The following is a 20211-nucleotide window of genomic DNA, read 5'->3' on the forward strand; positions in this document are numbered from 1 at the left end:
GACCTTAAACAAAAAACAATGGAATTAAATAAATACAGCAAGACAATCACGCAAGACGAAACACAACCAGCTTCTCAAGCCATGTTTTATGGAATTGGTTTGACAGAAGAGGATCTTAAAAAAGCGCAGGTAGGAATTGTGAGTATGGGTTACGACGGAAATCCTTGTAACATGCACTTAAATGACCTGGCTAAAGATATCAAGACTGGAGTCTGGGCTGCAGATTTAGTTGGTTTGATTTTTAATACTATTGGTGTAAGTGATGGTATTTCCAATGGTAATGACGGAATGCGTTTTTCTTTGGTTTCCCGTGACGTAATTGCAGATTCTATCGAAACAGTTATGGGGGCACAATGGTATGACGGCATGATTGCTGTTCCAGGTTGTGATAAAAATATGCCGGGAGCACTAATGGCAATGGGTAGAGTAAATCGTCCTTCCATCATGGTTTATGGTGGATCGATTCACCCAGGAAAATGGAAAGGTGAAGATTTGAATATTGTTTCTGCTTTTGAAGCTTTAGGTAAAAAAATCAAGAACACGATTACACCTGAAGATTTCAAAGGAGTAATTCAAAATGCTTGTCCTGGTGCAGGTGCTTGTGGCGGAATGTACACGGCCAACACAATGTCATCAGCTATTGAAGCATTAGGAATGAGCTTGCCTTACAGTTCTTCTAATCCTGCTTTAAGCCCGGAAAAGAAACAAGAATGTGTTGATGCCGGTAAAGCCATCAGAATATTATTGGAAAAAGATATTAAGCCTAGAGACATCATGACCCGTAAAGCATTTGAAAATGCAATTACGATGGTGGCTGTTTTAGGAGGTTCCACGAATGCAGTAATGCACTTAATTGCAATGGCTCACTCTGTAGGAATTGAATTGACATTGAAAGATTTCCAAGACATCAGTGATAAAACGCCATTATTGGCCGACTTGAAACCAAGCGGAAAATACTTAATGGAAGATTTACATAATGTGGGAGGTGTTCCGGGAGTAATGAAATATTTATTGAAAGAAGGTTTCTTGCACGGTGACTGTTTGACCGTAACCGGAAAAACAATTGCTGAAAATTTAGCTTCTATTCCTGACTTACACGATGGTCAAGAAGTGATTTTTGAAATCCAAAAAGCATTAAAAGCTACTGGAAATATTCAAATTCTTTACGGAAACATAGCTACAGAAGGTTGTGTTGCAAAGATTAGCGGTAAAGAAGGAGAGTTTTTTGAAGGTACAGCAGTAGTTTTTGAAGGTGAAAAAGATGTAATCAGGGGAATACAAGCAGGTGAAGTTAAACCAGGTAATGTCGTCATTATCCGCTATTGCGGCCCAAAAGGTGGTCCTGGAATGTCTGAAATGCTAAAACCAACATCTGCCATTATGGGAGCTGGTTTAGGAAACACAGTTGCTTTGATTACTGACGGACGTTTTTCTGGAGGTTCACACGGTTTTGTGGTAGGTCACGTTACTCCAGAAGCTTACGAAGGTGGAGGAATTGCTTTAATCGAAAACGGAGATGTCATTACAATTGATGCAGTGAATAATACTATCAACATGAAAATTTCTGACGAAGAATTCGCTAAGCGTAAGGCCAATTGGAAACAACCAGTATCACCAATCAAACAAGGAGTTTTACTTAAATATATGCGTTCAGTATCCAGTGCCTCTGAAGGATGTGTTACTGACAAATAATAAATAACAATATCAATTGCAATATCAATGAAAATATAAATAATCAGTTTACTATTGAAATTGATTTTTGACATTGTCATTGCCATTGATTTTTTGAAAAAAAAATACACTATGAAAATATCAGGAGCAGAAGCAGTTATCAGATGCTTATTAGCCGAGGGAGTAGATTTGGTTTATGGATATCCAGGTGGTGCCATAATGCCGGTTTACGACGAATTATATAAATTTCAAGATCAATTGCACCACGTTTTGGTGCGTCACGAACAAGGTGCTGCTCATGCTGCCCAAGGTTTCGCAAGAGCCACTGGTAAAGTGGGTGTTGCGATTGCAACTTCTGGTCCAGGAGCAACAAACTTGGTTACAGGAATTGCAGATGCCCAAATCGATTCCACGCCTTTAGTTTGTATTACAGGCCAGGTTGGGAAACATTTATTGGGTTCCGATGCTTTTCAGGAAACGGATATTATTGGAATTTCGACTCCAGTAACCAAATGGAATTATCAAATTACGGAAGCTAGCGAAATTCCGGAAATTATCGCCAAAGCTTTTTATATTGCCAGATCGGGTCGTCCAGGTCCAGTTTTGATTGATATTACCAAGAATGCCCAGTTCGACGAGTTTGATTTTAGTTATGAAAAATGTACTGGAATCAGAAGTTACCATCCAAAACCAGTTTTGAATCTTAAAAAAGTTCAAGAAGCTGCAGATATAATCAACAATGCCAAAAAACCGTATATCATTTTTGGACAAGGTATTATATTGAGTCAAGCTGAAGAGCAATTAAAGAGATTGGTTGAAAAATCAGGAATTCCTGCTGCTTGGACCATTTTAGGACTTTCAGCATTGCCAACCGACCACCCTTTGAATGTAGGTATGGTAGGTATGCACGGTAATTATGGACCGAATCTTTTGACCAACGAATGTGATGTCCTGATTGCTTTAGGAATGCGTTTCGATGACCGTGTTACTGGAAATTTAGCCACTTATGCCAAACAAGCCAAAGTAATTCACTTCGAAATTGACCCGGCTGAAGTTGATAAAAACGTAAAAACTGAAGTAGCAGTTTTGGCGGATGTAAAAGAAGCATTGATTGCCTTGATTCCATTGATTGACAAGAAATCACATGATTCTTGGCACAATGAATTCAAGGAAATGTATAAAATTGAATTGGATGCCGTTATCAATGAAGAATTAACTCCAACGAATGGTAAAGGAATTTCGATGGGAGAAACTATCGAAATGATCAACAAACACTCGAAAGGGGATGCAATAATGGTTTCGGATGTAGGTCAACACCAAATGTTTGCCTGTCGTTATGCCAAATTCAATACCACTAAAAGTAACGTTACTTCTGGAGGTTTGGGAACAATGGGATTTGCATTGCCGGCAGCCATTGGTGCCAAAATGGGAAGACTAGACCGTGAAGTGGTAGCGATTATTGGAGACGGAGGTTTTCAAATGAACATACAAGAATTGGGAACTATTTTTCAAACAAAAGTTCCGGTAAAAATTGTGGTTTTGAACAACGAATTTTTAGGAATGGTGCGCCAATGGCAAGAATTGTTCTTTGACAATCGTTATGCGTCAACCAAAATGATTAATCCAAATTTTGTGGCCATTGCCGAAGGGTATCACATAAAATCTAAAAAAGTGACCAAAAGAGAAGAGTTGGATGCTGCCGTTGCAGAAATGATGGCTTCAAAAGATTCTTACTTCCTGGAAGTTATGGTAGAAAAAGAAAACAACGTATTCCCAATGATTCCAACAGGAGCTTCGGTTTCTGATATGCGATTAAGTTAAAAAATTATGGAAAATAAAATATTCACCATTTCTGTTTATTCAGAAAACAACGTTGGCTTATTGAACAGGATTTCAGGGATCTTCTTGAAACGCCACATCAATATATTGAGTTTGAATGTATCCGAATCGGAAATTGAAAATGTTTCCCGTTTCATTATCGTGGTAAAAACCACTGAAAAATGGGTGCAAAACATTGTAGGCCAGATCGAAAAACAAATCGAAGTAATTAAGGCTTTTTATCATATTGATGAAGAAACCATCTTTTTGGAGAGCGCCATATTCAAAATCAACTCCAGCTTGTTATTCGACGAAAGACAAATTCAGAACATCATCAAAGAAAGTCATTCTGAAATCGTGACCGTGTCAAGAGACTTTTTCGTGATTTCAAAATCTGGAAAACGTGATGAAATCAACGACTTGTACAATAAACTAAAACCTTTCGGGATTATGCAATTTGCACGTTCGGGAAGAATATCGGTTTCGAAAGAAAAAATGGAAATTTCATCCTTATTATTAGAAGAGTTAAAACAGAACTAGACCAAAGAAAAGTCTAAAAAATTATTAAATATTAAACAACAATTAAAAAATGGCAAATTATTTCAATTCATTACCACTTAGATTACAATTAGAACAATTAGGCGTTTGCGAATTTATGGATCAATCCGAATTTGCAGATGGAATAGAAGCACTTAAAGGAAAAAAAGTAGTTATCGTAGGTTGCGGAGCACAAGGTTTGAACCAAGGTTTGAACATGAGAGATTCCGGTCTTGATATTTCTTATACTTTGCGTGCCGAGGCAATTGCTCAAAAGAGAGCTTCTTACACCAATGCTACTGATAATGGTTTCAAAGTGGGAACTTATGAAGAATTAATCCCAACGGCTGATTTGGTTTGTAACCTTACACCAGACAAGCAACACACAGCGGTAGTAACTGCCATCATGCCTTTGATGAAACAAGGTTCAACTTTGGCCTACTCACACGGTTTCAACATCGTGGAAGAAGGAATGCAAATTCGTAAAGACATCACTGTTATCATGTGTGCTCCAAAATGTCCAGGATCTGAAGTTCGTGAAGAATACAAAAGAGGTTTTGGTGTACCAACCTTGATTGCGGTTCACCCTGAAAACGATCCAAATGGAGTAGGTTTGGCTCAAGCCAAAGCGTATGCAGTAGCTACTGGAGGTCACAGAGCTGGAGTTTTGAAATCTTCTTTCGTTGCGGAAGTAAAATCAGATTTAATGGGTGAGCAAACTATCCTTTGCGGAATGTTGCAAACTGGTTCTATCTTGTGTTTTGACAAAATGGTTGAAAAAGGAATCGAACCTGCTTATGCTTCAAAATTAATCCAATACGGTTGGGAAACTATTACTGAAGCCTTGAAACATGGTGGTATCACCAACATGATGGATCGTCTTTCCAATCCTGCAAAAATCGAAGCTTACGAAATTGCTGAAGAATTAAAAGACATTATGCGTCCATTGTTCCAAAAACATCAAGACGACATCATTTCTGGAGAATTCTCAAGAAACATGATGATCGACTGGGATAACAATGATGTTAATTTATTGACTTGGAGAGCTGCAACTGAAGAAACCAATTTCGAAAAAACGGCTCCAACTGCTGCCCATATTTCAGAACAAGAATATTTTGACAATGGAGTATTGATGATTGCCATGGTAAAAGCGGGTGTGGAATTGGCTTTCGAAACCATGACTGAATCAGGAATCATTGAAGAATCTGCTTACTACGAATCATTGCACGAATTGCCTTTGATTGCCAATACCATTGCAAGAAAAAAATTATTCGAAATGAACCGTGTAATTTCTGATACTGCTGAATACGGATGTTATTTATTCGATCACGCTTGCAAACCGTTATTGGTTGATTTTATGAAAACGGTTGAAACTAATGTAATTGGTAAACCTTTTTCAACTTCAAATGGTGTTGACAATGCTGTTCTTATCGCAGTAAACAAAGAAATTCGTCAACATCCTATCGAAGAAGTAGGAGCTTGGTTGAGAGAATCAATGACGGCAATGAAAAAAATTGGATAATACACACTTTGGTGTGCAGGGATTTGGCGAGTATCTTTAGTTTTATGATAGTTTGAATTAGTTAAGAAGTATTAAAGAAAACAGAAATAGCCATATACGTTCACTTAACTCGAAAACGGAGTTGACGGTTAAGTGAGGTAATCCCAAGAGATAATTATGAAAAGCGAGGTAGAAATTCTATCTCGCTTTTTTTTGGCTAATTTGATTTCCCCAAAAGTTGAACGGTTTCAAATAATCACTAAATTAGCGATACCATGAAAACAAAACCAGATGTTGTAATTATTGGCGGAGGATTGGCGGGTCTTGCGAGTGCCGTTCATTTGTCAAAATTGGGATTGAAAATCATTTTGATTGAAAAAAATGAATTTCCAAAGCACAAGGTTTGCGGAGAATATATTTCGAATGAAGTTTTGCCCTATTTCCAATGGCTGGGTTTGGAAATTTCCAGCTTGGAACCTTCAACCATTTCCAGAATAGAATTTTCCACGGCAAATGGAAAGATGATTTCAGGAGATTTGCCTTTGGGTGGATTTGGAATCAGTCGCTATGTTTTGGATAATTATTTATGTCAAAAAGCAATTGAAAATGGTTGCCAAATTATTCAGGACACGGTAGCCAACATTCAATTCATTGATGATGAATTCCTTGTTTCAACTTCCAATAATTTAGAAATAAAGTCAAAAATGGCAATTGGGGCTTTCGGAAAACGATCCAACATGGACCAAAAATTAAATCGCGATTTCATCCGGAAAAAATCCCCTTGGTTGGCCGTGAAAGCTCATTATTCTGGAGATTTCCCAAATGATTTGGTTGGACTTCATAATTTCAGGGGGGGGTATTGTGGTGTTTCAAAAGTGGAAAACGACAAAATAAACATTTGTTATTTGGTTGATTATGATACGTTCAAGCAATACAAGAGTATTGATGAATTTCAATTAAATGTAATTTATAAAAATCCGCATTTAAAAAATATTTTCAAAAAATGCGAACTCCTTTTTGAAAAACCTTTGACCATAAGCCAGATTTCTTTCGAGAAAAAAGAAGTTGTCAAAAACCATGTTTTGATGATTGGCGACACGGCCGGATTAATTCATCCCTTGTGTGGCAACGGAATGGCGATGGCAATTCATGGTGCACAAATCGCATCTGAATTAGTTCTGGAGTTTTTGGACAACAAAATCAGTTCCCGAAACAAATTGGAAGAAAAATACATCCAGGAATGGAACAGAAATTTCAAAAATAGACTGACTACAGGTCGATTTTTGTCAAAAATATTGCAAAGAGAAAAATTAACTACTTTTCTTATGCGATTATTGGTTATCTTTCCATTCATATTACCCAAAATAATTCAGAAAACACACGGTAAACCCATCATTTTGAAATCCTAGGATGTTTGTAAGCACAAAATATAGATCTGACGAGCCAGAAATTATGGATGATTTTGCAATGGAAGGCGAAACCTTGCGAGATGCATTGGATAAAATTGCCCGAATAAATAAACTCTTGGGAGGAAACCAGCTGACTTTACAAGGCGTTCAAAATTTGATTGCGAAGATTCCCAAAACAACTGAAGTCTCGATTGTTGATGTAGGGTGTGGTAATGGAGATATGTTGCGGATATTGGCAGATTATGGTTTGAAAAACAATCTAAACTTTAAATTAATCGGTATTGATGCCAATAATTTCACCATCGATTATGCGCGAAAATTATCAAAAAAGCATCCAAATATCAGCTTTCGGTGTGAAGATATTTTTGGTAAAGCTTTCGCGGAATTAAAGTGCGATATAATTCTGTGCACGTTGACATTACATCATTTTAAGTGTGATGAAATTACATCGTTGATAACTCTTTTTAACATCAATTCCCGTGTCGGATTCGTGATTAATGATTTACACAGAAGTATTGTTTCGTATCGATTATTTCAGGTTTTATGTTTTGTTTTCAGACTGAATTCAATGCCTAAAAAAGATGGATTGGTTTCCATATTGAGAGGTTTCAAAAAAGAGGAACTGGTTCATTATTCAAAAAAAACAAAGTTGGACAATTATAAAATTCAATGGAAATGGGCTTTCCGTTACCAATGGATAATTTCAAAAATATGAGTGTAAAAATAAAATGTGTTTCCAAGCAATTGCCTAAATATTCCAGAAAGACAGAGGAAATCATTCCATTTCTGGATACTTGGCTCGTTGGTCAAGATGCTCGTTTCATCAAAAAAGTAAAAAAGATTTTCGAAAGTGCAGCCGTTGACAAACGGTATTCGATTATGGATCCCATTGAAGTCTTTGCCAACACTTCATTTGAAGAAAGAAACGATATTTATGTTCGTGAAGTGATTGAATTAGGGGAGAAAGTATTGGAAAAATCTTTGATAAAAGCCGATTGGAATCCCGAAGATTTAGATTACATCATCACTGTAAGTTGTACAGGAATCATGATTCCTTCTTTGGATGCATATCTGATTAACAAGCTGCAATTGCGTCAGGATATCGTTCGGCTTCCAGTGACCGAAATGGGTTGTGCTGCCGGAATTTCTGGAATTATTTATGCCAAAAATTTCCTGAAAGCCAATCCTGGAAAACGAGCCGCCGTAATTGCCGTCGAAAGTCCAACAGCCACTTTTCAATTGGATGATTTTTCTATGGCAAACATTGTCAGTGCTGCCATATTTGGTGATGGAGCCGCCTGTGTTTTGCTTTCATCACACAATGAGGATGAAGGTCCTGAAATTCTGGACGAAGAAATGTATCATTTTTATGAAGCGGAACATTTAATGGGTTTTAAACTCACGAATTCCGGTTTGCAAATGGTTTTGGATATTGAAGTTCCCGAAACGATTGCTTCACATTTCCCGGATATCATAAATCCTTTTTTAGAGAAAAACAATTTGAAAATAGAAGATTTGGATCATTTGATTTTTCATCCAGGCGGGAAAAAAATTGTACAAACCGTGGAAGAATTATTTTCTGATCTAGGTAAAAATATAGACGACACCAAAGAAGTATTGCGATTGTACGGAAACATGTCCAGTGCCACCGTTTTATATGTTTTGGAACGAATTATGGATGCCAAACCCCAGAAAGGATCAAAAGGATTGATGTTGAGTTTTGGTCCCGGATTTTCGGCACAAAAGGTATTGTTGCAGTTTTGAAATAGTTAGCCGTTGATTTGCTGATTTTAAATAATCTGTAAATCAGCAAATCAACGGCAAAATTTATTGTTTATAAAAACAAATTATGTTATTTGTTCACGGGAATTTGCAAATATTTCTTTTCCACAAAAAAGGTTGCAAGAGGCAGGAGTGAAGCAAGCAAGACAATTGAAAGCGTTCCGAAACTCCATTTTTGGGATTTGGTAATTAAAAATGCCAAGGCAACATACCCTATGAACAACACGCCGTGCGTCATTCCTATTGGATACAAAAAAGTTTTGTAAAGGGCTAAATTAGTGGGCTTGATTAAAAGCATGTTGGCAAATAAAACCAAATAAGAGATTCCTTCCAGGATGGCGATGTTTTTAAAAATTCGTACCATTAAAATAGTGTTGTTTTGGGTTATCGAAATGCAAAACTAATGATTAACATTGATTTTTTTTCCTAATACATTCTTAAAAACTGATTTATTTGCAACAATTAAGAAACACGGTAAAAAGTTGGTGGATTACATTTACTTTTGTATTTATAAACTGTTATAATGAGCAAACGCGATTTAAAAAAATACTTGACCGAATTAAATAAACAACAACTTGAAGAACAAGTTTTGGAGTTGTACGAGAAATTTAGTGCTGTTAAAACCTATTATGATTTTGTTTTTAATCCAAAAGAAGACACCCTGCTGAAGGAATGCAAAATCAAGATTTCGAATGAATATTTCCCCCAGAAAACTTCGGGAAAGCCAAGAAAGCCAAAGATGCGACGCTCCGTGGCCCAAAAATACATAAAGCATTTCATTCTTTTGGGAGTAGATCCATTCGTGATTGGCGACGTGATGCTGTATTCCGTCGAAATTGCACAGACTTTCTCGGCAGAGCGGCTCGTGAAACCGGAATCGTTCTTTAAAAGTATGCTCAGTTCCTTTGAACAAGCCATTAAATTTATGATTGCCAATGGAATATTGGAAGAATTCAAGTCCAGAATCATTTCCATAAACGATGAAACGAGGCAACAAAACTGGTTCAACAAAGAAGAATTTAATGCCATCATCGAACGTTTCGAATATTAATGAAACTCCCCATAAACGATTTTATTTAATCCATCTACTTTATTTGTCACATAATTTAGTGGAATAACTCTTTTTTAGGCGTATTTTTGCAAAAATCCAATAAAAAACAATGTCTCAAAATACTTTAGAAACAGAATTAGAAGATAGAAAAGAACTTTATTCCTATCAAAAAGGAGATATAGAAACCATCTTTGAACGCTTGGACAATGCAACAAATAATTATCATTTGTTGTACCAATTGCCAACGGGTGGAGGAAAAACGGTAGTTTTTTCGGAAATTGTACGTCAGTATTTGTCCAAGCACGACAAGAAAGTGGTGGTCTTGACCCATCGAATCGAGCTGTGCAAGCAAACTTCAAAAATGCTGAAAGGCTTTGACGTAAAAAACAAAATCATCAACAGCAAGGTAAAAGAACTGCCGGATCAAAACGATTATTCCTGTTTTGTGGCGATGGTCGAAACTTTGAAAAACCGAATCAATGACGAAAAATTGCATCTCGACAACATTGGATTGGTCATCATCGACGAGGCGCATTACAATTCTTTTAGAAAATTATTGAGTTCGTTCAAAAACGCCTTTATCTTGGGGGTTACGGCAACGCCTTTGAGTTCGAATATCAAACTGCCGATGCACGAAAGCTACGATGAATTGATTGTGGGCGACACGATTGGTTCCTTGATTGACAAAGGATTTTTGGCCAAAGCTGTTACCTATAGTTATGACGTGGGTTTGACCTCTTTGAAAGTCGGAATCAATGGCGATTATACCGTAAAATCATCCGACGATTTATACACCAATATGGCGATGCAGGAAAAATTATTGCACGCTTACACCGAAAAATCATTGGGCAAGAAAACCTTGATTTTCAATAACGGAATCAACACTTCTTTGTATGTTTATGAAACGTTCAGGGAAGCGGGCTACGGAATTCGTCATTTGGACAATACCAGCAGCAACGAGGAACGAAAAGATATTTTGCATTGGTTCAAACACACGCCTGACGCGATTTTGACCTCCGTTGGAATCTTGACCACCGGTTTTGATGAACCTACCGTGGAAACCATTATCCTGAACAGGGCCACCAAATCATTGACTTTATACTTTCAAATGATTGGTCGTGGTTCTCGAAAATTGCCCGGTAAAGATGAATTTACCGTTATCGATTTAGGAAATAATGCCGCCCGTTTCGGATTGTGGAATGAGCCCGTAAACTGGCAACACATCTTCAAATCGCCAGAATTCTATTTGGAAAACTTGCGTGACGATACCGAAATTGAATTGTATTTCAAATACACCATGCCGCCGGAATTACGTGCCAAATTTGCCAAAACCGAAGTGGTGACTTTTGACGTTGACGAAGAACATAAATTGGCCATAGCCCAAAATTTGCGTTCCAAAGTAGTTTTGGACAAATCATTGGAGCAACATGCCGCCATGTGCGTGGACAATACCGAAGAATTGCGTGATGCCAAAGAATTATTCAAGGAATTGGATCCCGATATCGAATGCCGTTTGAAGCGCTACGCTAAATGTTTAAGTCAATGCAGTAAAAACTACCGCGAATGGTTGGTGGACGATTACAAACAAAAATTGGTGTTGTTGATAGGGAAGAAGTATCGCGAGAAAATCATGAACGAAGCGGATTAATTGATGCCCAGAGGTCAGTCGCAGTTTTCAGTTGTGATTGTCACTAAGATGAGGAATTTTTTTCTCAACTTTAACAACAACGCTTCCCCTCTTTGGAGGGGTGTCCGAAGGACGGGGTGGTTCATATTGTGTTTTAACACAAAATCTCAATGGTAGTATCACGCTTTTGGACCTGATGTATCGAGAAGCTTTTCATAAAACAACAATTTTATAAATATTAAATCTAAAAAATGTCAAAACAATTCTCTGATTTAGGAATCCAGGAATCCATTATAAAAGCACTTTATGATTTAAAAATTGTTTTGCCGACAGAAATCCAGCAAAAAACAATTCCCTTGCTTTTATCAACCGATACCGACCTTGTTGGATTGGCGAAAACAGGAACTGGAAAGACGGCTGCATTCGGATTACCATTACTTCAACTAATCGACGCTAACACAACTTCTGTTCAAGCAGTTGTATTGGCGCCAACAAGAGAATTGGGACACCAGATTTTTAGTAATTTGGAAGCCTTTGCCAAATATCTTCCCGAAGTTTCCATTGCCGAAACTTGTGGAGGAATTCCAATCAAACCCCAAATCGAACGATTGACTTCGCCAACGCATATTGTTGTGGCCACGCCGGGAAGATTGATTGATTTGATTCAGCGCAAAGCCATCAGTTTAAAAGACACAAAATTTCTCGTTCTTGATGAAGCCGACGAAATGGTTACCATCCTGAAAGAAGGTTTGGACGAAATCATTGCCGAATTACCTAAAAACCACAGAACATTTCTTTTTTCGGCCACGATGCCCGGAACCATAAAACAATTGATCCAGAACTATTTGAACAAAAATGTGGTTCAGGTTAGCGCCAATATGGAAACCGTCGGAAATCAAGGAATTGACCATCAATACATTGTGGTTGATCCCATCGAAAAATTGGATGTTTTGATGCACTTTCTAACTTCCAAAGATGGAGAAAGAGGTATTGTTTTTTGCAAAACCAAAGCAGCAGTCAACAAACTAGCCAAGAATTTGGCCATCAATAGATTTTCATCAGGAGCTTTGCACGGCAGTTTGTCGCAAGGAATCCGTGATAGAATCATGGAGCAATTTCGTGAAGGGCATATCAATATTTTGGTGGCAACCGATTTGGCCGCCAGGGGAATTGACGTCAAGGAAATGGCTTATGTGGTGAATTACCATTTGCCCGACGTTTATGAAGTCTATGTGCATCGTAGCGGAAGAACTGCCAGGGCAGGAGCAAAGGGACTTTCATTGACGGTTTTACAACAAGAGGAAGTCGCTGAAATTGCCGATTTCGAAAGAGAATTGGGAATTAAATTTACCAAATTTCAAAAACCAACTGCGGAAAATATCGAAGAAAACAACACGCTTTTATGGGCAAAACAAATCTTCAAGACGAAACCCAATCACGAAGTTTCGGCCGATTTCAAAAATAAAGTCAAAACCATCTTCCATCATTTGACCAAAGACGAATTGATCGAAAAATTATTGGCCAATCAATTGCTTCAAACCAAAGCGGATTCAAATAAAGAAAAACCGGTCAAAAAAATCCCAAAAAAGCACTAAACTTTTCAAATCTTGAAAAGGAAACATCATGATTATTTTACAGAAAAATGATTTGATGTTTTTTTTTGGAAATTATTTAAGAAAAATAATATATTTACTTTTGTCAAACAGTTTATGACGACAACATTTGTCGGCTTAATTACCTACAATTATTAACTGCCTGAATATTTTAAATGAAAAAAAAATTACTAGTTTGCCTCGCCCTATTTATCATTGGTACAAAATTATTTTCGCAAAATTTAACCTATATACCCGGTCCTGTGGGGTATGGAACTAACGCTACTGCCGATGACAAAACATTGGTTCCTTTTTTTAAAGACCAGTCCTATATTTATTGTTCTACCTACAAAGTAATATCCACAAACCCAATTACCAGAAAAGGATGTATCGTTAGGGTTAACATTTCGGACAACAGCCAATATGTATATCCAGACGACGTTTATTTACCTGCAAATGGCGGATTTAATGCAAAAAAATTAAACAACAACATATTTTTTAACATTGGAATTCGACTTGCCAGAATAAATACGACCACGAACAAACTAACGGTAATTTCGAATGACGCCGAAGATTACGAGATATTTGACCATTACATAATTTATGAAAACTATAATTATTCAGGACTTTATATTCTGGATTTAAACACCAATGTAACTACACAAATATACTCTCCAAACAATAAAAGTTTCTATCGACTTGGTTCAACTTATTACGATAAAGATACCGGAATGTTGTACTTTAGAAGCCAATACATTACTATGGGTGTTTATTATGGCTTTTTCAAGTACAATCCGTCCACTAAAGCAATAACGGAAATTGTGGGAAGAAATGTTGTTTCGGGCTCCGACATCTACCAACAAAGGGATGAAATTGTCAAAGTAAATGACAACCTCGTTTTCTTGATGAAAGACACGGATTATAAAATGAAATATTATTCGGCAAATCTGACAACAGGACTTCTCAATACTTCTTTTACTTTCAATACTAATACGGTCTATGACACGTCGGTCAATGATGTAATGGTTCATGGCAATACCGTTTATATTAACAGCGGTGGCAAGGTTTTGACATCCGATGGCGTGACAACTCCCGTGGAAACTAATTATCAACCTTTTTTTGAATATTCTACTGGCTATAACATTAATGTCGTTTACTACAACAATGAAGATTATATTCAGCAAAACAGTGCTGAATACGGCTCGGAAATTTGGAAATACAATTGGACTCTTATGCAGAGACAATTGGTAAAAGATATCACGCCCGGCACCCAAAGTTCATTTGCAAGTAATATTAGTGGCGGGTATTTGCACAAAAACAAACTTTTGTACATTGTGAATATTGGACCTTTGGCTTATTCATTGTATGCTACTGACGGAACTTCAGACGGAACGCTTTGTGTCTTGGACAATAGTAAATTTAGCTTAATATCCAAACTTTTGACGGAAGACAACACCTTGTATTTTTATGGAGAAAATGCCACCAATAAAGGATTATACGCTTTGGATTACGAGCTACTTTCCAATAAAAATTTCCTAAAAGACAATAAAGCCAACTTTTATCCGAATCCGGTAAAATCAGACCTGGATTTTTCAGAAAAAATGGACGAAGTCAAAGTAATGGACTTGAATGGAAAAATTCTTGAGTTGGGAAAAAATATTTCTAAACTGGGATTGGAACATTTGCCAAAGGGAATTTATTTGATTGAATTTAAACCTGAAAATCAGGAAAAAATTATTGAAAAATTTATCAAAATCTAAAGTATTCCGTCTTGAACAACGCTTTTGCTTCAATACTTGTGAGTTCAAATAAAGAAAAACCTGTTAAAAAATTCAAAAACTAATATTTGCTCCTAAGTTTATATCGTACATTTATAAACAATCATTTTATAAAGGTTTGATATGCAAATAGTAATTATTGGAGGAGGTTTTGCCGGCATCAACTTGGCCAAAGAATTGGCAAACGAAAAAGGCATTGAAGTAATTCTTGTCGACAAAAACAACTATAATTTCTTTCCGCCGCTTATTTATCAGGTGGCCACGGCATTTTTGGAACCTTCCAGCATCAGTTATCCTTTCCGAAAATTTTTTGCCGGCAAAAAGAACCTGCAGTTTCGTTTGGGCGAATTGCTAAAAGTAATTCCTGCCGAAAACAAAATCATCCTCAATAACGGCGAATTGCATTACGACCAGTTGGTTTTTGCCACGGGAGCTGAAACGAGTTATTTCGGAATGGAAAATGTCAAGAAAAACGCCATCCCGATGAAAACCCTAAATGATGCCATTGAAATGCGCAATGCTTTGTTGAAAAATCTGGAAAAAGCGGCCATTTGCAAGGATATTCACGAACGCCGAAAACATTTAACCATTGTGGTGGTTGGTGGAGGTCCCACGGGAGTGGAAGTTTCGGGGATGTTTGCCGAGATGCGCAAAAATATTTTACTCAAGGAATACCCTGAATTGCAAACCTCCGCCAGCAATATTTATTTGGTCGACGGTGGAGACGCCTTGTTGTCGCCCATGAGCGAGGAATCCCAAAAAGATACATTGGAAGCCGTAACCAAATTAGGTGTTGTTGTAAAACTCAATACTCGAGTAGTGGATTATAAAGACGATACCGTCTACTTTGCCGATGGAAAAACTATCCAAACCAAAAACTTGATTTGGGCGGCAGGTGTTTCCGCCAGGGAATTTGAAGGAATTCCAACGGAAAGTTATGGTCGTGGCAAACGAATGGCTACGGATGCCTTCAATAAAGTAAATGTCACCGAAAATATCTATGCGATTGGTGATACCTGCATTCAATTAACCGATGCCAATTTCCCGGAAGGTCATCCCCAAGTGGCACAAGTGGCCATCCAGCAGGGTGTGAATCTCGCCGAAAACTTCAAACGAATGATTCAAAACAAACCGTTAAAACCTTTTAAATACAACGACAAAGGTTCCATGGCAATTATTGGCAAAAACAAGGCTGTCGTTGATTTACCTAAACCAAAAATGCACTTCAAAGGCTTTGTGGCTTGGATTATCTGGTTGTTCATCCACCTGATGTCATTGATCACTTATCGCAACCGAATCAATACTTTTTACCACTGGATGATTGCCTATTTCTCGAAAGACCAATCCTTGCGAATGATCATCAGACCCGAAAAAAGAACAAAAAGGGATGCGTAGTTTCAAAAAAAAAGAATCAGTTAAAGCTGATTCTTTTTTTTGAAGTTCTATTTGACAGGTTTCATTTTACGAATGGCTGAACTGCAAATTACTCAAGTTTTTATAAATACCGTTTTCCAAGGCAATCAATTCCTGATGCGTGCCTTGTTCGGAAATTACTCCTCCGTCAACAACCAAGATTTGGTCTGCACTGCGAATAGTCGAAAGACGATGTGCAATAATAATGCTCGTTCTTCCTTCCATCAAGATTTCCAATGCTTCCTGAACCAGTTTTTCGCTTTCGCTGTCCAATGATGACGTGGCTTCATCCAATATCAAAATACTTGGATTTTTGAGCAAGGCTCTTGCAATAGCGATACGTTGCCTTTGACCTCCAGATAATTTAATACCTCTTTCGCCCACAAGAGTTTCAAATTTCTCGGGGAAACTTTCGATAAAACTCAAGGCATTGGCTTGTTTTGCTGCCAACATAATTTCTTCTTCGGTAGCATCCGGTTTTCCGTAAGCGATGTTTTCCTTGATGGTTCCTCCAAATAAAATCACGTCTTGGGGAACAATACTCATATTGCCTCGAAGATTTTCAAGATCATAATCATAGATGTTTTTTCCATCTACCAATATTTCGCCACTGTCAATATTGTAAAATCGCAATAGAAGCGAAGCAATGGTCGATTTTCCGACACCACTTGGTCCCACGATGGCTATTTTTTGACCAAAGTTGGCCGTGAAGTTCACTCCTTTCAAGACTTTCATTTCTTTTCTGGAAGGGTAGGTGAATCCCACATTTTTGAAAGTGACATTGCCTTGTATCTTTTGAACGGAATGTGAATTTTGGGTTGAATTAATTTTTTCTGGAGTTTCGTCCAATAATTCAAAAACTCTTTCGGTGGCTCCAATCGCTTTTTGGATTTGGGCATAAAGCTCGGCGATTCCACCAAAAGAAGCTCCAACGAAAGTGGAATACAACACAAAAGAGATTAATTGTCCAACGCTCATTTCACCACTAATGCTCAATCGCACGCCATACCAAACCACGGCAACGATGGCTCCAAAAAGACAAAATATGATGAAGGATGCAAAATAACCCCTGTACTTTCCGCCTTTGATGGCCAGTTTTACCACTTCCTTGATTTTGCCGTCATAGCGGGCAATTTCATACCATTCATTGGCGAAAGCCTTCACAATACTGATTCCCTGCATTGTTTCTTCCACAATGACTTGGCTTTCGGCAACCTGGTCTTGCACTTTTTTGGAATATTTTCGAATGAATCTTCCAAAGATGACTGCCGCAACCGCCACAAGTGGAACTACGGACAGCATCAACAAGGTCAATTTGACGCTTTCTGTTGCCAATAAAATAATGCCTCCAATAATCAATATAAATTGTCTCAAAAACTCGGCGATGGTGGTGGTTAGCGTGTCCTGGATTTGCGTGATGTCGGAACTGATGCGGCTGTTCAATTCCCCAACTCGTTTATGCGAAAAGAAATGCATCGGCAATTTTACCAAATTACTGTACAAGGAAAGTCGAAGATTGGCGAGGGTGTGTTCCGTGAAATTAACAAACAAGGAAACCCTGAAAAACGAAAAAATGGATTGCAAAAACAATATTCCAATCAGCAATAAAGCAATGTTGTTCACTTGGGAATAACTTTTATCCTTTACGCAGTCAACCAACATTCCCATCAATTTGGGAAAAGCCAAGGCCGTGGCACCAGTGAGCAATAGAAAAACTAATCCTACGTAAAATTTCCAGCGATGGCCTCCGGCATATTTGAATATGATGGTTGCTTTACTGAGTGAACTTGCCGTAATTTTTGACTTTGGTAAATCATTTTCTTTAAATCGAGCCATTCTTTTTTGGTTTTTGTTTTTACAAATATAATATTATACCAATTCATCCTTAAAAAATGGGCAACTATTTCTATCAAGATTTAATGTTTGTTGTGTGACTTCAAATAAATTTTAATTTATTTTCGTGTTTTGTTTGCAAATACAATATCTAAGTGTATATTTGCACACCCTTAAAAAGGGCGATTAGCTCAGCTGGTTCAGAGCACCTCGTTTACACCGAGGGGGTCGGGGGTTCGAACCCCTCATCGCCCACAAAACTTCTCAAAAAATTGGGAAGTTTTTTTTTGCTCTAAACTGAAAATATACCAAAGATGAATTTATATAAAAAGTGTACGAAGCACTTTTTATGTCACGGATTTCACAGATTTTATTTGTAATATTTAAGAAATATTTGTTAATACTTTCAATCTGTGGTTAATTTTATCGATTTCGTATTAGTAACTGATACTCATAAAAAAACTCCTCAACTAAAAAAAGTTGAGGAGTTTTTTTTATGCAACAAGAAATACTATTTCTTGATAATATCTTTCAAAACCGCTTTTTCGGAGTAATTGATTACTTCCAGCCTGATTTCTTGGTTTTTGATGGTTTTGCCGTCAATAATATATAATTTCCCGCTTCCCACTTTCACGTTGCTTTTGTCGAAATCAACGTCGCCAAATTTCAGGCAGTTTTTAATGTCGCTGGTATCAATCCATTTTTGGTTCAAAATTAGGGAAGCTTTATCGGAATAATAAAAAGGTTTGTTTCTCAAGTCATTTAAAACCCTGGCATTGGGAAAATAATTGCAACGCGTGTCTTTTCCGCTAAATACGGCAGCCACAAAAAACAACCCCATTATTAATCCCAACAGGTAATAGGCAAAACGATGTACAAATTTCATAAAGGTAAAATATATTTGTTATAGGTCAATTTATGGTATCACCAGTGCTTGCGCAAACTCTTGTTTGTTGGCGATTTCATAAATTAAATTTCCGGCAAAGATAAAAGAAAGTTTAGTTAAAACACGATTAAATTGATATCGTTGTTGGGCAAGTCAAACCAATCGCCAATGGCTTTGTTGGTAAGGATTCCGTGGTATAAATAGACTCCGTTTTTCAAGCCGTTGTTGCATCTGATGGCACTTTCTATTCCGCCATCTTCGGCAATTTGCAATAGGTAGGGCGTGAGGATGTTGCTGATGGAAAGCGAGGCAGTTTTGGAATACCGCGAAGGAATATTGGGTACGCAGTAATGCAGTACATCATTTTTGACAAAAGTTGGGTTTTCGTGCGTGGTCACTTCCGAGGTTTCAAAACAACCACCGGTATCAATGCTGACGTCAACTATCACGGCTCCTTTTTTCATGTGCTCCACCATAGTTTCGGTCACAATGATTGGACAGCGCTCTTTGCCACGCATGGCACCAATGGCTACATCGCATCTTCTGAGGGCTTTCAGCAAGGCTTTGGGTTGAATGGTGGAAGTGAAGATGCGTTGGGGCAAATGGTTTTGCAATCGTCTCAATTTGGTGATCGAATTGTCGAAAATTTTCACGTTGGCACCCAAACCAATGGCGGTTTTGGCGGCAAATTCCCCAACGGTTCCCGCGCCTAGGATAACAACATCGGTAGGGGGAACTCCGGTAATGTTTCCGAACAACAATCCTTTTCCAAATTCATTGGTAATCATCAATTCGGCGGCAATCAATATCGAGGCGGTTCCCGCAATTTCACTCAGGGATTTCACTGCCGGATAGGAGCCATCCTCGTCCTTGATGTATTCAAAGGCAAGGGCGGTGATTTTCTTTTTGGTTAAAGCCGTGAAATAAGATTTCTTTCTGGTTTTCAATTGAATGGCCGAAATGATGATTGACCCGGGATTAATCATTTCAATTTCGGCCGTGCTGGCTGGTTCTACTTTCAAGATGATGGGACAGCCAAATACTTTCTTGGTATCGCTCGTTATTTCGGCACCTGCATGGGAATATTCTTTATCGGAATAACTGGAACTTTCTCCGGCACCGGCTTCTATCATTACCCGATGTCCTTGATAAGTCAACGAATTTACGGCATCAGGAGTAAGGCAAATGCGACGTTCTTGAAAACTGGTTTCTTTGGGCACGCCAATGAAAAGTTCGCTTTTGTGTCTTGCTATTTCAAGTTTTTCTTCTTGAGGTAATAACTGTTGCTTCGTAAATGGGGTGATTGCCATTGG

Annotated in this window: 16 protein-coding genes and 1 tRNA gene; 13 read left to right on the forward strand and 4 right to left on the reverse strand. The window is 37.8% G+C overall.

Annotated elements, in window-relative coordinates; all coding sequences use genetic code 11:
• Window positions 1-18: 18 nt before the first annotated feature.
• The 7 genes from ilvD (at window position 19) to BUC16_RS13735 (ending at window position 8700) form a co-directional block, all read left to right on the forward strand.
• A complete protein-coding gene (ilvD, locus tag BUC16_RS13705; RefSeq protein ID WP_073371364.1) occupies window positions 19-1692 on the forward strand; it encodes a dihydroxy-acid dehydratase in 1674 nt (557 codons plus the stop codon).
• Between the two features lie 111 nt (window positions 1693-1803).
• Complete coding sequence (gene ilvB / locus BUC16_RS13710) at window positions 1804-3492, forward strand: biosynthetic-type acetolactate synthase large subunit (protein WP_073371460.1); 1689 nt, start codon at window positions 1804-1806, stop codon at window positions 3490-3492.
• A gap of 6 nt (window positions 3493-3498) precedes the next feature.
• Window positions 3499-4029, forward strand: a complete 531-nt coding sequence (gene ilvN / locus BUC16_RS13715; RefSeq protein ID WP_073371365.1) for an acetolactate synthase small subunit — start codon at window positions 3499-3501, stop codon at window positions 4027-4029.
• Between the two features lie 49 nt (window positions 4030-4078).
• Window positions 4079-5548: a ketol-acid reductoisomerase gene (ilvC, locus tag BUC16_RS13720; protein ID WP_073371366.1), complete on the forward strand. Its 1470-nt coding sequence runs from the start codon at window positions 4079-4081 to the stop codon at window positions 5546-5548.
• Window positions 5549-5802: 254 nt separating this feature from the next.
• On the forward strand, window positions 5803-6936 hold the full coding sequence (locus tag BUC16_RS13725; protein WP_073371367.1) for an NAD(P)/FAD-dependent oxidoreductase: 1134 nt from the start codon (window positions 5803-5805) through the stop codon (window positions 6934-6936).
• A 1-nt stretch (window position 6937) separates the two neighbouring features.
• Window positions 6938-7651: a methyltransferase domain-containing protein gene (locus BUC16_RS13730; RefSeq protein WP_073371368.1), complete on the forward strand. Its 714-nt coding sequence runs from the start codon at window positions 6938-6940 to the stop codon at window positions 7649-7651.
• On the forward strand, window positions 7648-8700 hold the full coding sequence (locus BUC16_RS13735; protein ID WP_073371461.1) for a type III polyketide synthase: 1053 nt from the start codon (window positions 7648-7650) through the stop codon (window positions 8698-8700). Before BUC16_RS13730 ends, BUC16_RS13735 begins: the two co-directional genes overlap by 4 nt.
• 88 nt (window positions 8701-8788) lie before the next feature.
• Here BUC16_RS13735 and BUC16_RS13740 read toward each other — a convergent pair whose 3' ends face one another.
• Entirely contained in the window at window positions 8789-9082 is a 294-nt protein-coding gene (locus BUC16_RS13740) for a DUF3817 domain-containing protein (protein WP_073371369.1), read from the reverse strand.
• 159 nt (window positions 9083-9241) lie between these two features.
• On the opposite strand from BUC16_RS13740, the gene BUC16_RS13745 reads away from it, so the two are divergent.
• The 5 genes from BUC16_RS13745 (at window position 9242) to BUC16_RS13765 (ending at window position 16161) form a co-directional block, all read left to right on the forward strand.
• Window positions 9242-9769, forward strand: coding sequence for a DUF6155 family protein (locus tag BUC16_RS13745; protein WP_073371370.1), 528 nt, complete (start codon window positions 9242-9244; stop codon window positions 9767-9769).
• 109 nt (window positions 9770-9878) lie between these two features.
• Window positions 9879-11417 carry a DEAD/DEAH box helicase gene (locus BUC16_RS13750; protein WP_073371371.1) on the forward strand — a complete coding sequence of 513 codons (1539 nt, stop codon included), beginning with the start codon at window positions 9879-9881 and terminating at the stop codon, window positions 11415-11417.
• Between the two features lie 230 nt (window positions 11418-11647).
• Window positions 11648-12991, forward strand: coding sequence for a DEAD/DEAH box helicase (locus tag BUC16_RS13755; protein WP_073371372.1), 1344 nt, complete (start codon window positions 11648-11650; stop codon window positions 12989-12991).
• A gap of 173 nt (window positions 12992-13164) precedes the next feature.
• Window positions 13165-14748 (forward strand): T9SS type A sorting domain-containing protein, encoded by a 1584-nt coding sequence (locus BUC16_RS13760; RefSeq protein WP_073371373.1) that lies wholly within the window; start codon window positions 13165-13167, stop codon window positions 14746-14748.
• A 141-nt stretch (window positions 14749-14889) separates the two neighbouring features.
• A complete protein-coding gene (locus tag BUC16_RS13765; RefSeq protein WP_073371374.1) occupies window positions 14890-16161 on the forward strand; it encodes an NAD(P)/FAD-dependent oxidoreductase in 1272 nt (423 codons plus the stop codon).
• A gap of 66 nt (window positions 16162-16227) precedes the next feature.
• Here BUC16_RS13765 and BUC16_RS13770 read toward each other — a convergent pair whose 3' ends face one another.
• Window positions 16228-18015 (reverse strand): ABC transporter ATP-binding protein, encoded by a 1788-nt coding sequence (locus tag BUC16_RS13770; RefSeq protein ID WP_073371375.1) that lies wholly within the window; start codon window positions 18013-18015, stop codon window positions 16228-16230.
• A 177-nt stretch (window positions 18016-18192) separates the two neighbouring features.
• Between BUC16_RS13770 and BUC16_RS13775 the strand changes: the two genes are divergently transcribed.
• Window positions 18193-18267 (forward strand) — tRNA-Val (locus BUC16_RS13775).
• A 256-nt stretch (window positions 18268-18523) separates the two neighbouring features.
• Here the strand turns inward: BUC16_RS13775 and BUC16_RS13780 are convergent.
• Together BUC16_RS13780 and BUC16_RS13785 are read right to left on the reverse strand one after the other, a co-directional pair.
• Window positions 18524-18898 (reverse strand): DUF4258 domain-containing protein, encoded by a 375-nt coding sequence (locus BUC16_RS13780; RefSeq protein ID WP_073371376.1) that lies wholly within the window; start codon window positions 18896-18898, stop codon window positions 18524-18526.
• Between the two features lie 116 nt (window positions 18899-19014).
• Window positions 19015-20208 (reverse strand): alanine dehydrogenase, encoded by a 1194-nt coding sequence (locus BUC16_RS13785; RefSeq protein WP_073371377.1) that lies wholly within the window; start codon window positions 20206-20208, stop codon window positions 19015-19017.
• Window positions 20209-20211: the final 3 nt, after the last annotated feature.

Source organism: Flavobacterium fluvii (genome assembly GCF_900129545.1).
GTDB classification, from domain to species: Bacteria; Bacteroidota; Bacteroidia; order Flavobacteriales; family Flavobacteriaceae; genus Flavobacterium; species Flavobacterium fluvii.

Coding starts and splice junctions, on each gene's coding strand:
- BUC16_RS13765 (WP_073371374.1), top strand. CDS start 14,890: ATGCAAATAGTAATTATTGGAGGAGGTTTTGCCGGCATCAACTTGGCC.
- ilvB (WP_073371460.1), top strand. CDS start 1,804: ATGAAAATATCAGGAGCAGAAGCAGTTATCAGATGCTTATTAGCCGAG.
- BUC16_RS13770 (WP_073371375.1), bottom strand. CDS start 18,015: ATGGCTCGATTTAAAGAAAATGATTTACCAAAGTCAAAAATTACGGCA.
- ilvC (WP_073371366.1), top strand. CDS start 4,079: ATGGCAAATTATTTCAATTCATTACCACTTAGATTACAATTAGAACAA.
- ilvN (WP_073371365.1), top strand. CDS start 3,499: ATGGAAAATAAAATATTCACCATTTCTGTTTATTCAGAAAACAACGTT.
- BUC16_RS13780 (WP_073371376.1), bottom strand. CDS start 18,898: ATGAAATTTGTACATCGTTTTGCCTATTACCTGTTGGGATTAATAATG.
- BUC16_RS13735 (WP_073371461.1), top strand. CDS start 7,648: ATGAGTGTAAAAATAAAATGTGTTTCCAAGCAATTGCCTAAATATTCC.
- ilvD (WP_073371364.1), top strand. CDS start 19: ATGGAATTAAATAAATACAGCAAGACAATCACGCAAGACGAAACACAA.
- BUC16_RS13760 (WP_073371373.1), top strand. CDS start 13,165: ATGAAAAAAAAATTACTAGTTTGCCTCGCCCTATTTATCATTGGTACA.
- BUC16_RS13730 (WP_073371368.1), top strand. CDS start 6,938: ATGTTTGTAAGCACAAAATATAGATCTGACGAGCCAGAAATTATGGAT.
- BUC16_RS13755 (WP_073371372.1), top strand. CDS start 11,648: ATGTCAAAACAATTCTCTGATTTAGGAATCCAGGAATCCATTATAAAA.
- BUC16_RS13750 (WP_073371371.1), top strand. CDS start 9,879: ATGTCTCAAAATACTTTAGAAACAGAATTAGAAGATAGAAAAGAACTT.
- BUC16_RS13725 (WP_073371367.1), top strand. CDS start 5,803: ATGAAAACAAAACCAGATGTTGTAATTATTGGCGGAGGATTGGCGGGT.
- BUC16_RS13785 (WP_073371377.1), bottom strand. CDS start 20,208: ATGGCAATCACCCCATTTACGAAGCAACAGTTATTACCTCAAGAAGAA.
- BUC16_RS13740 (WP_073371369.1), bottom strand. CDS start 9,082: ATGGTACGAATTTTTAAAAACATCGCCATCCTGGAAGGAATCTCTTAT.
- BUC16_RS13745 (WP_073371370.1), top strand. CDS start 9,242: ATGAGCAAACGCGATTTAAAAAAATACTTGACCGAATTAAATAAACAA.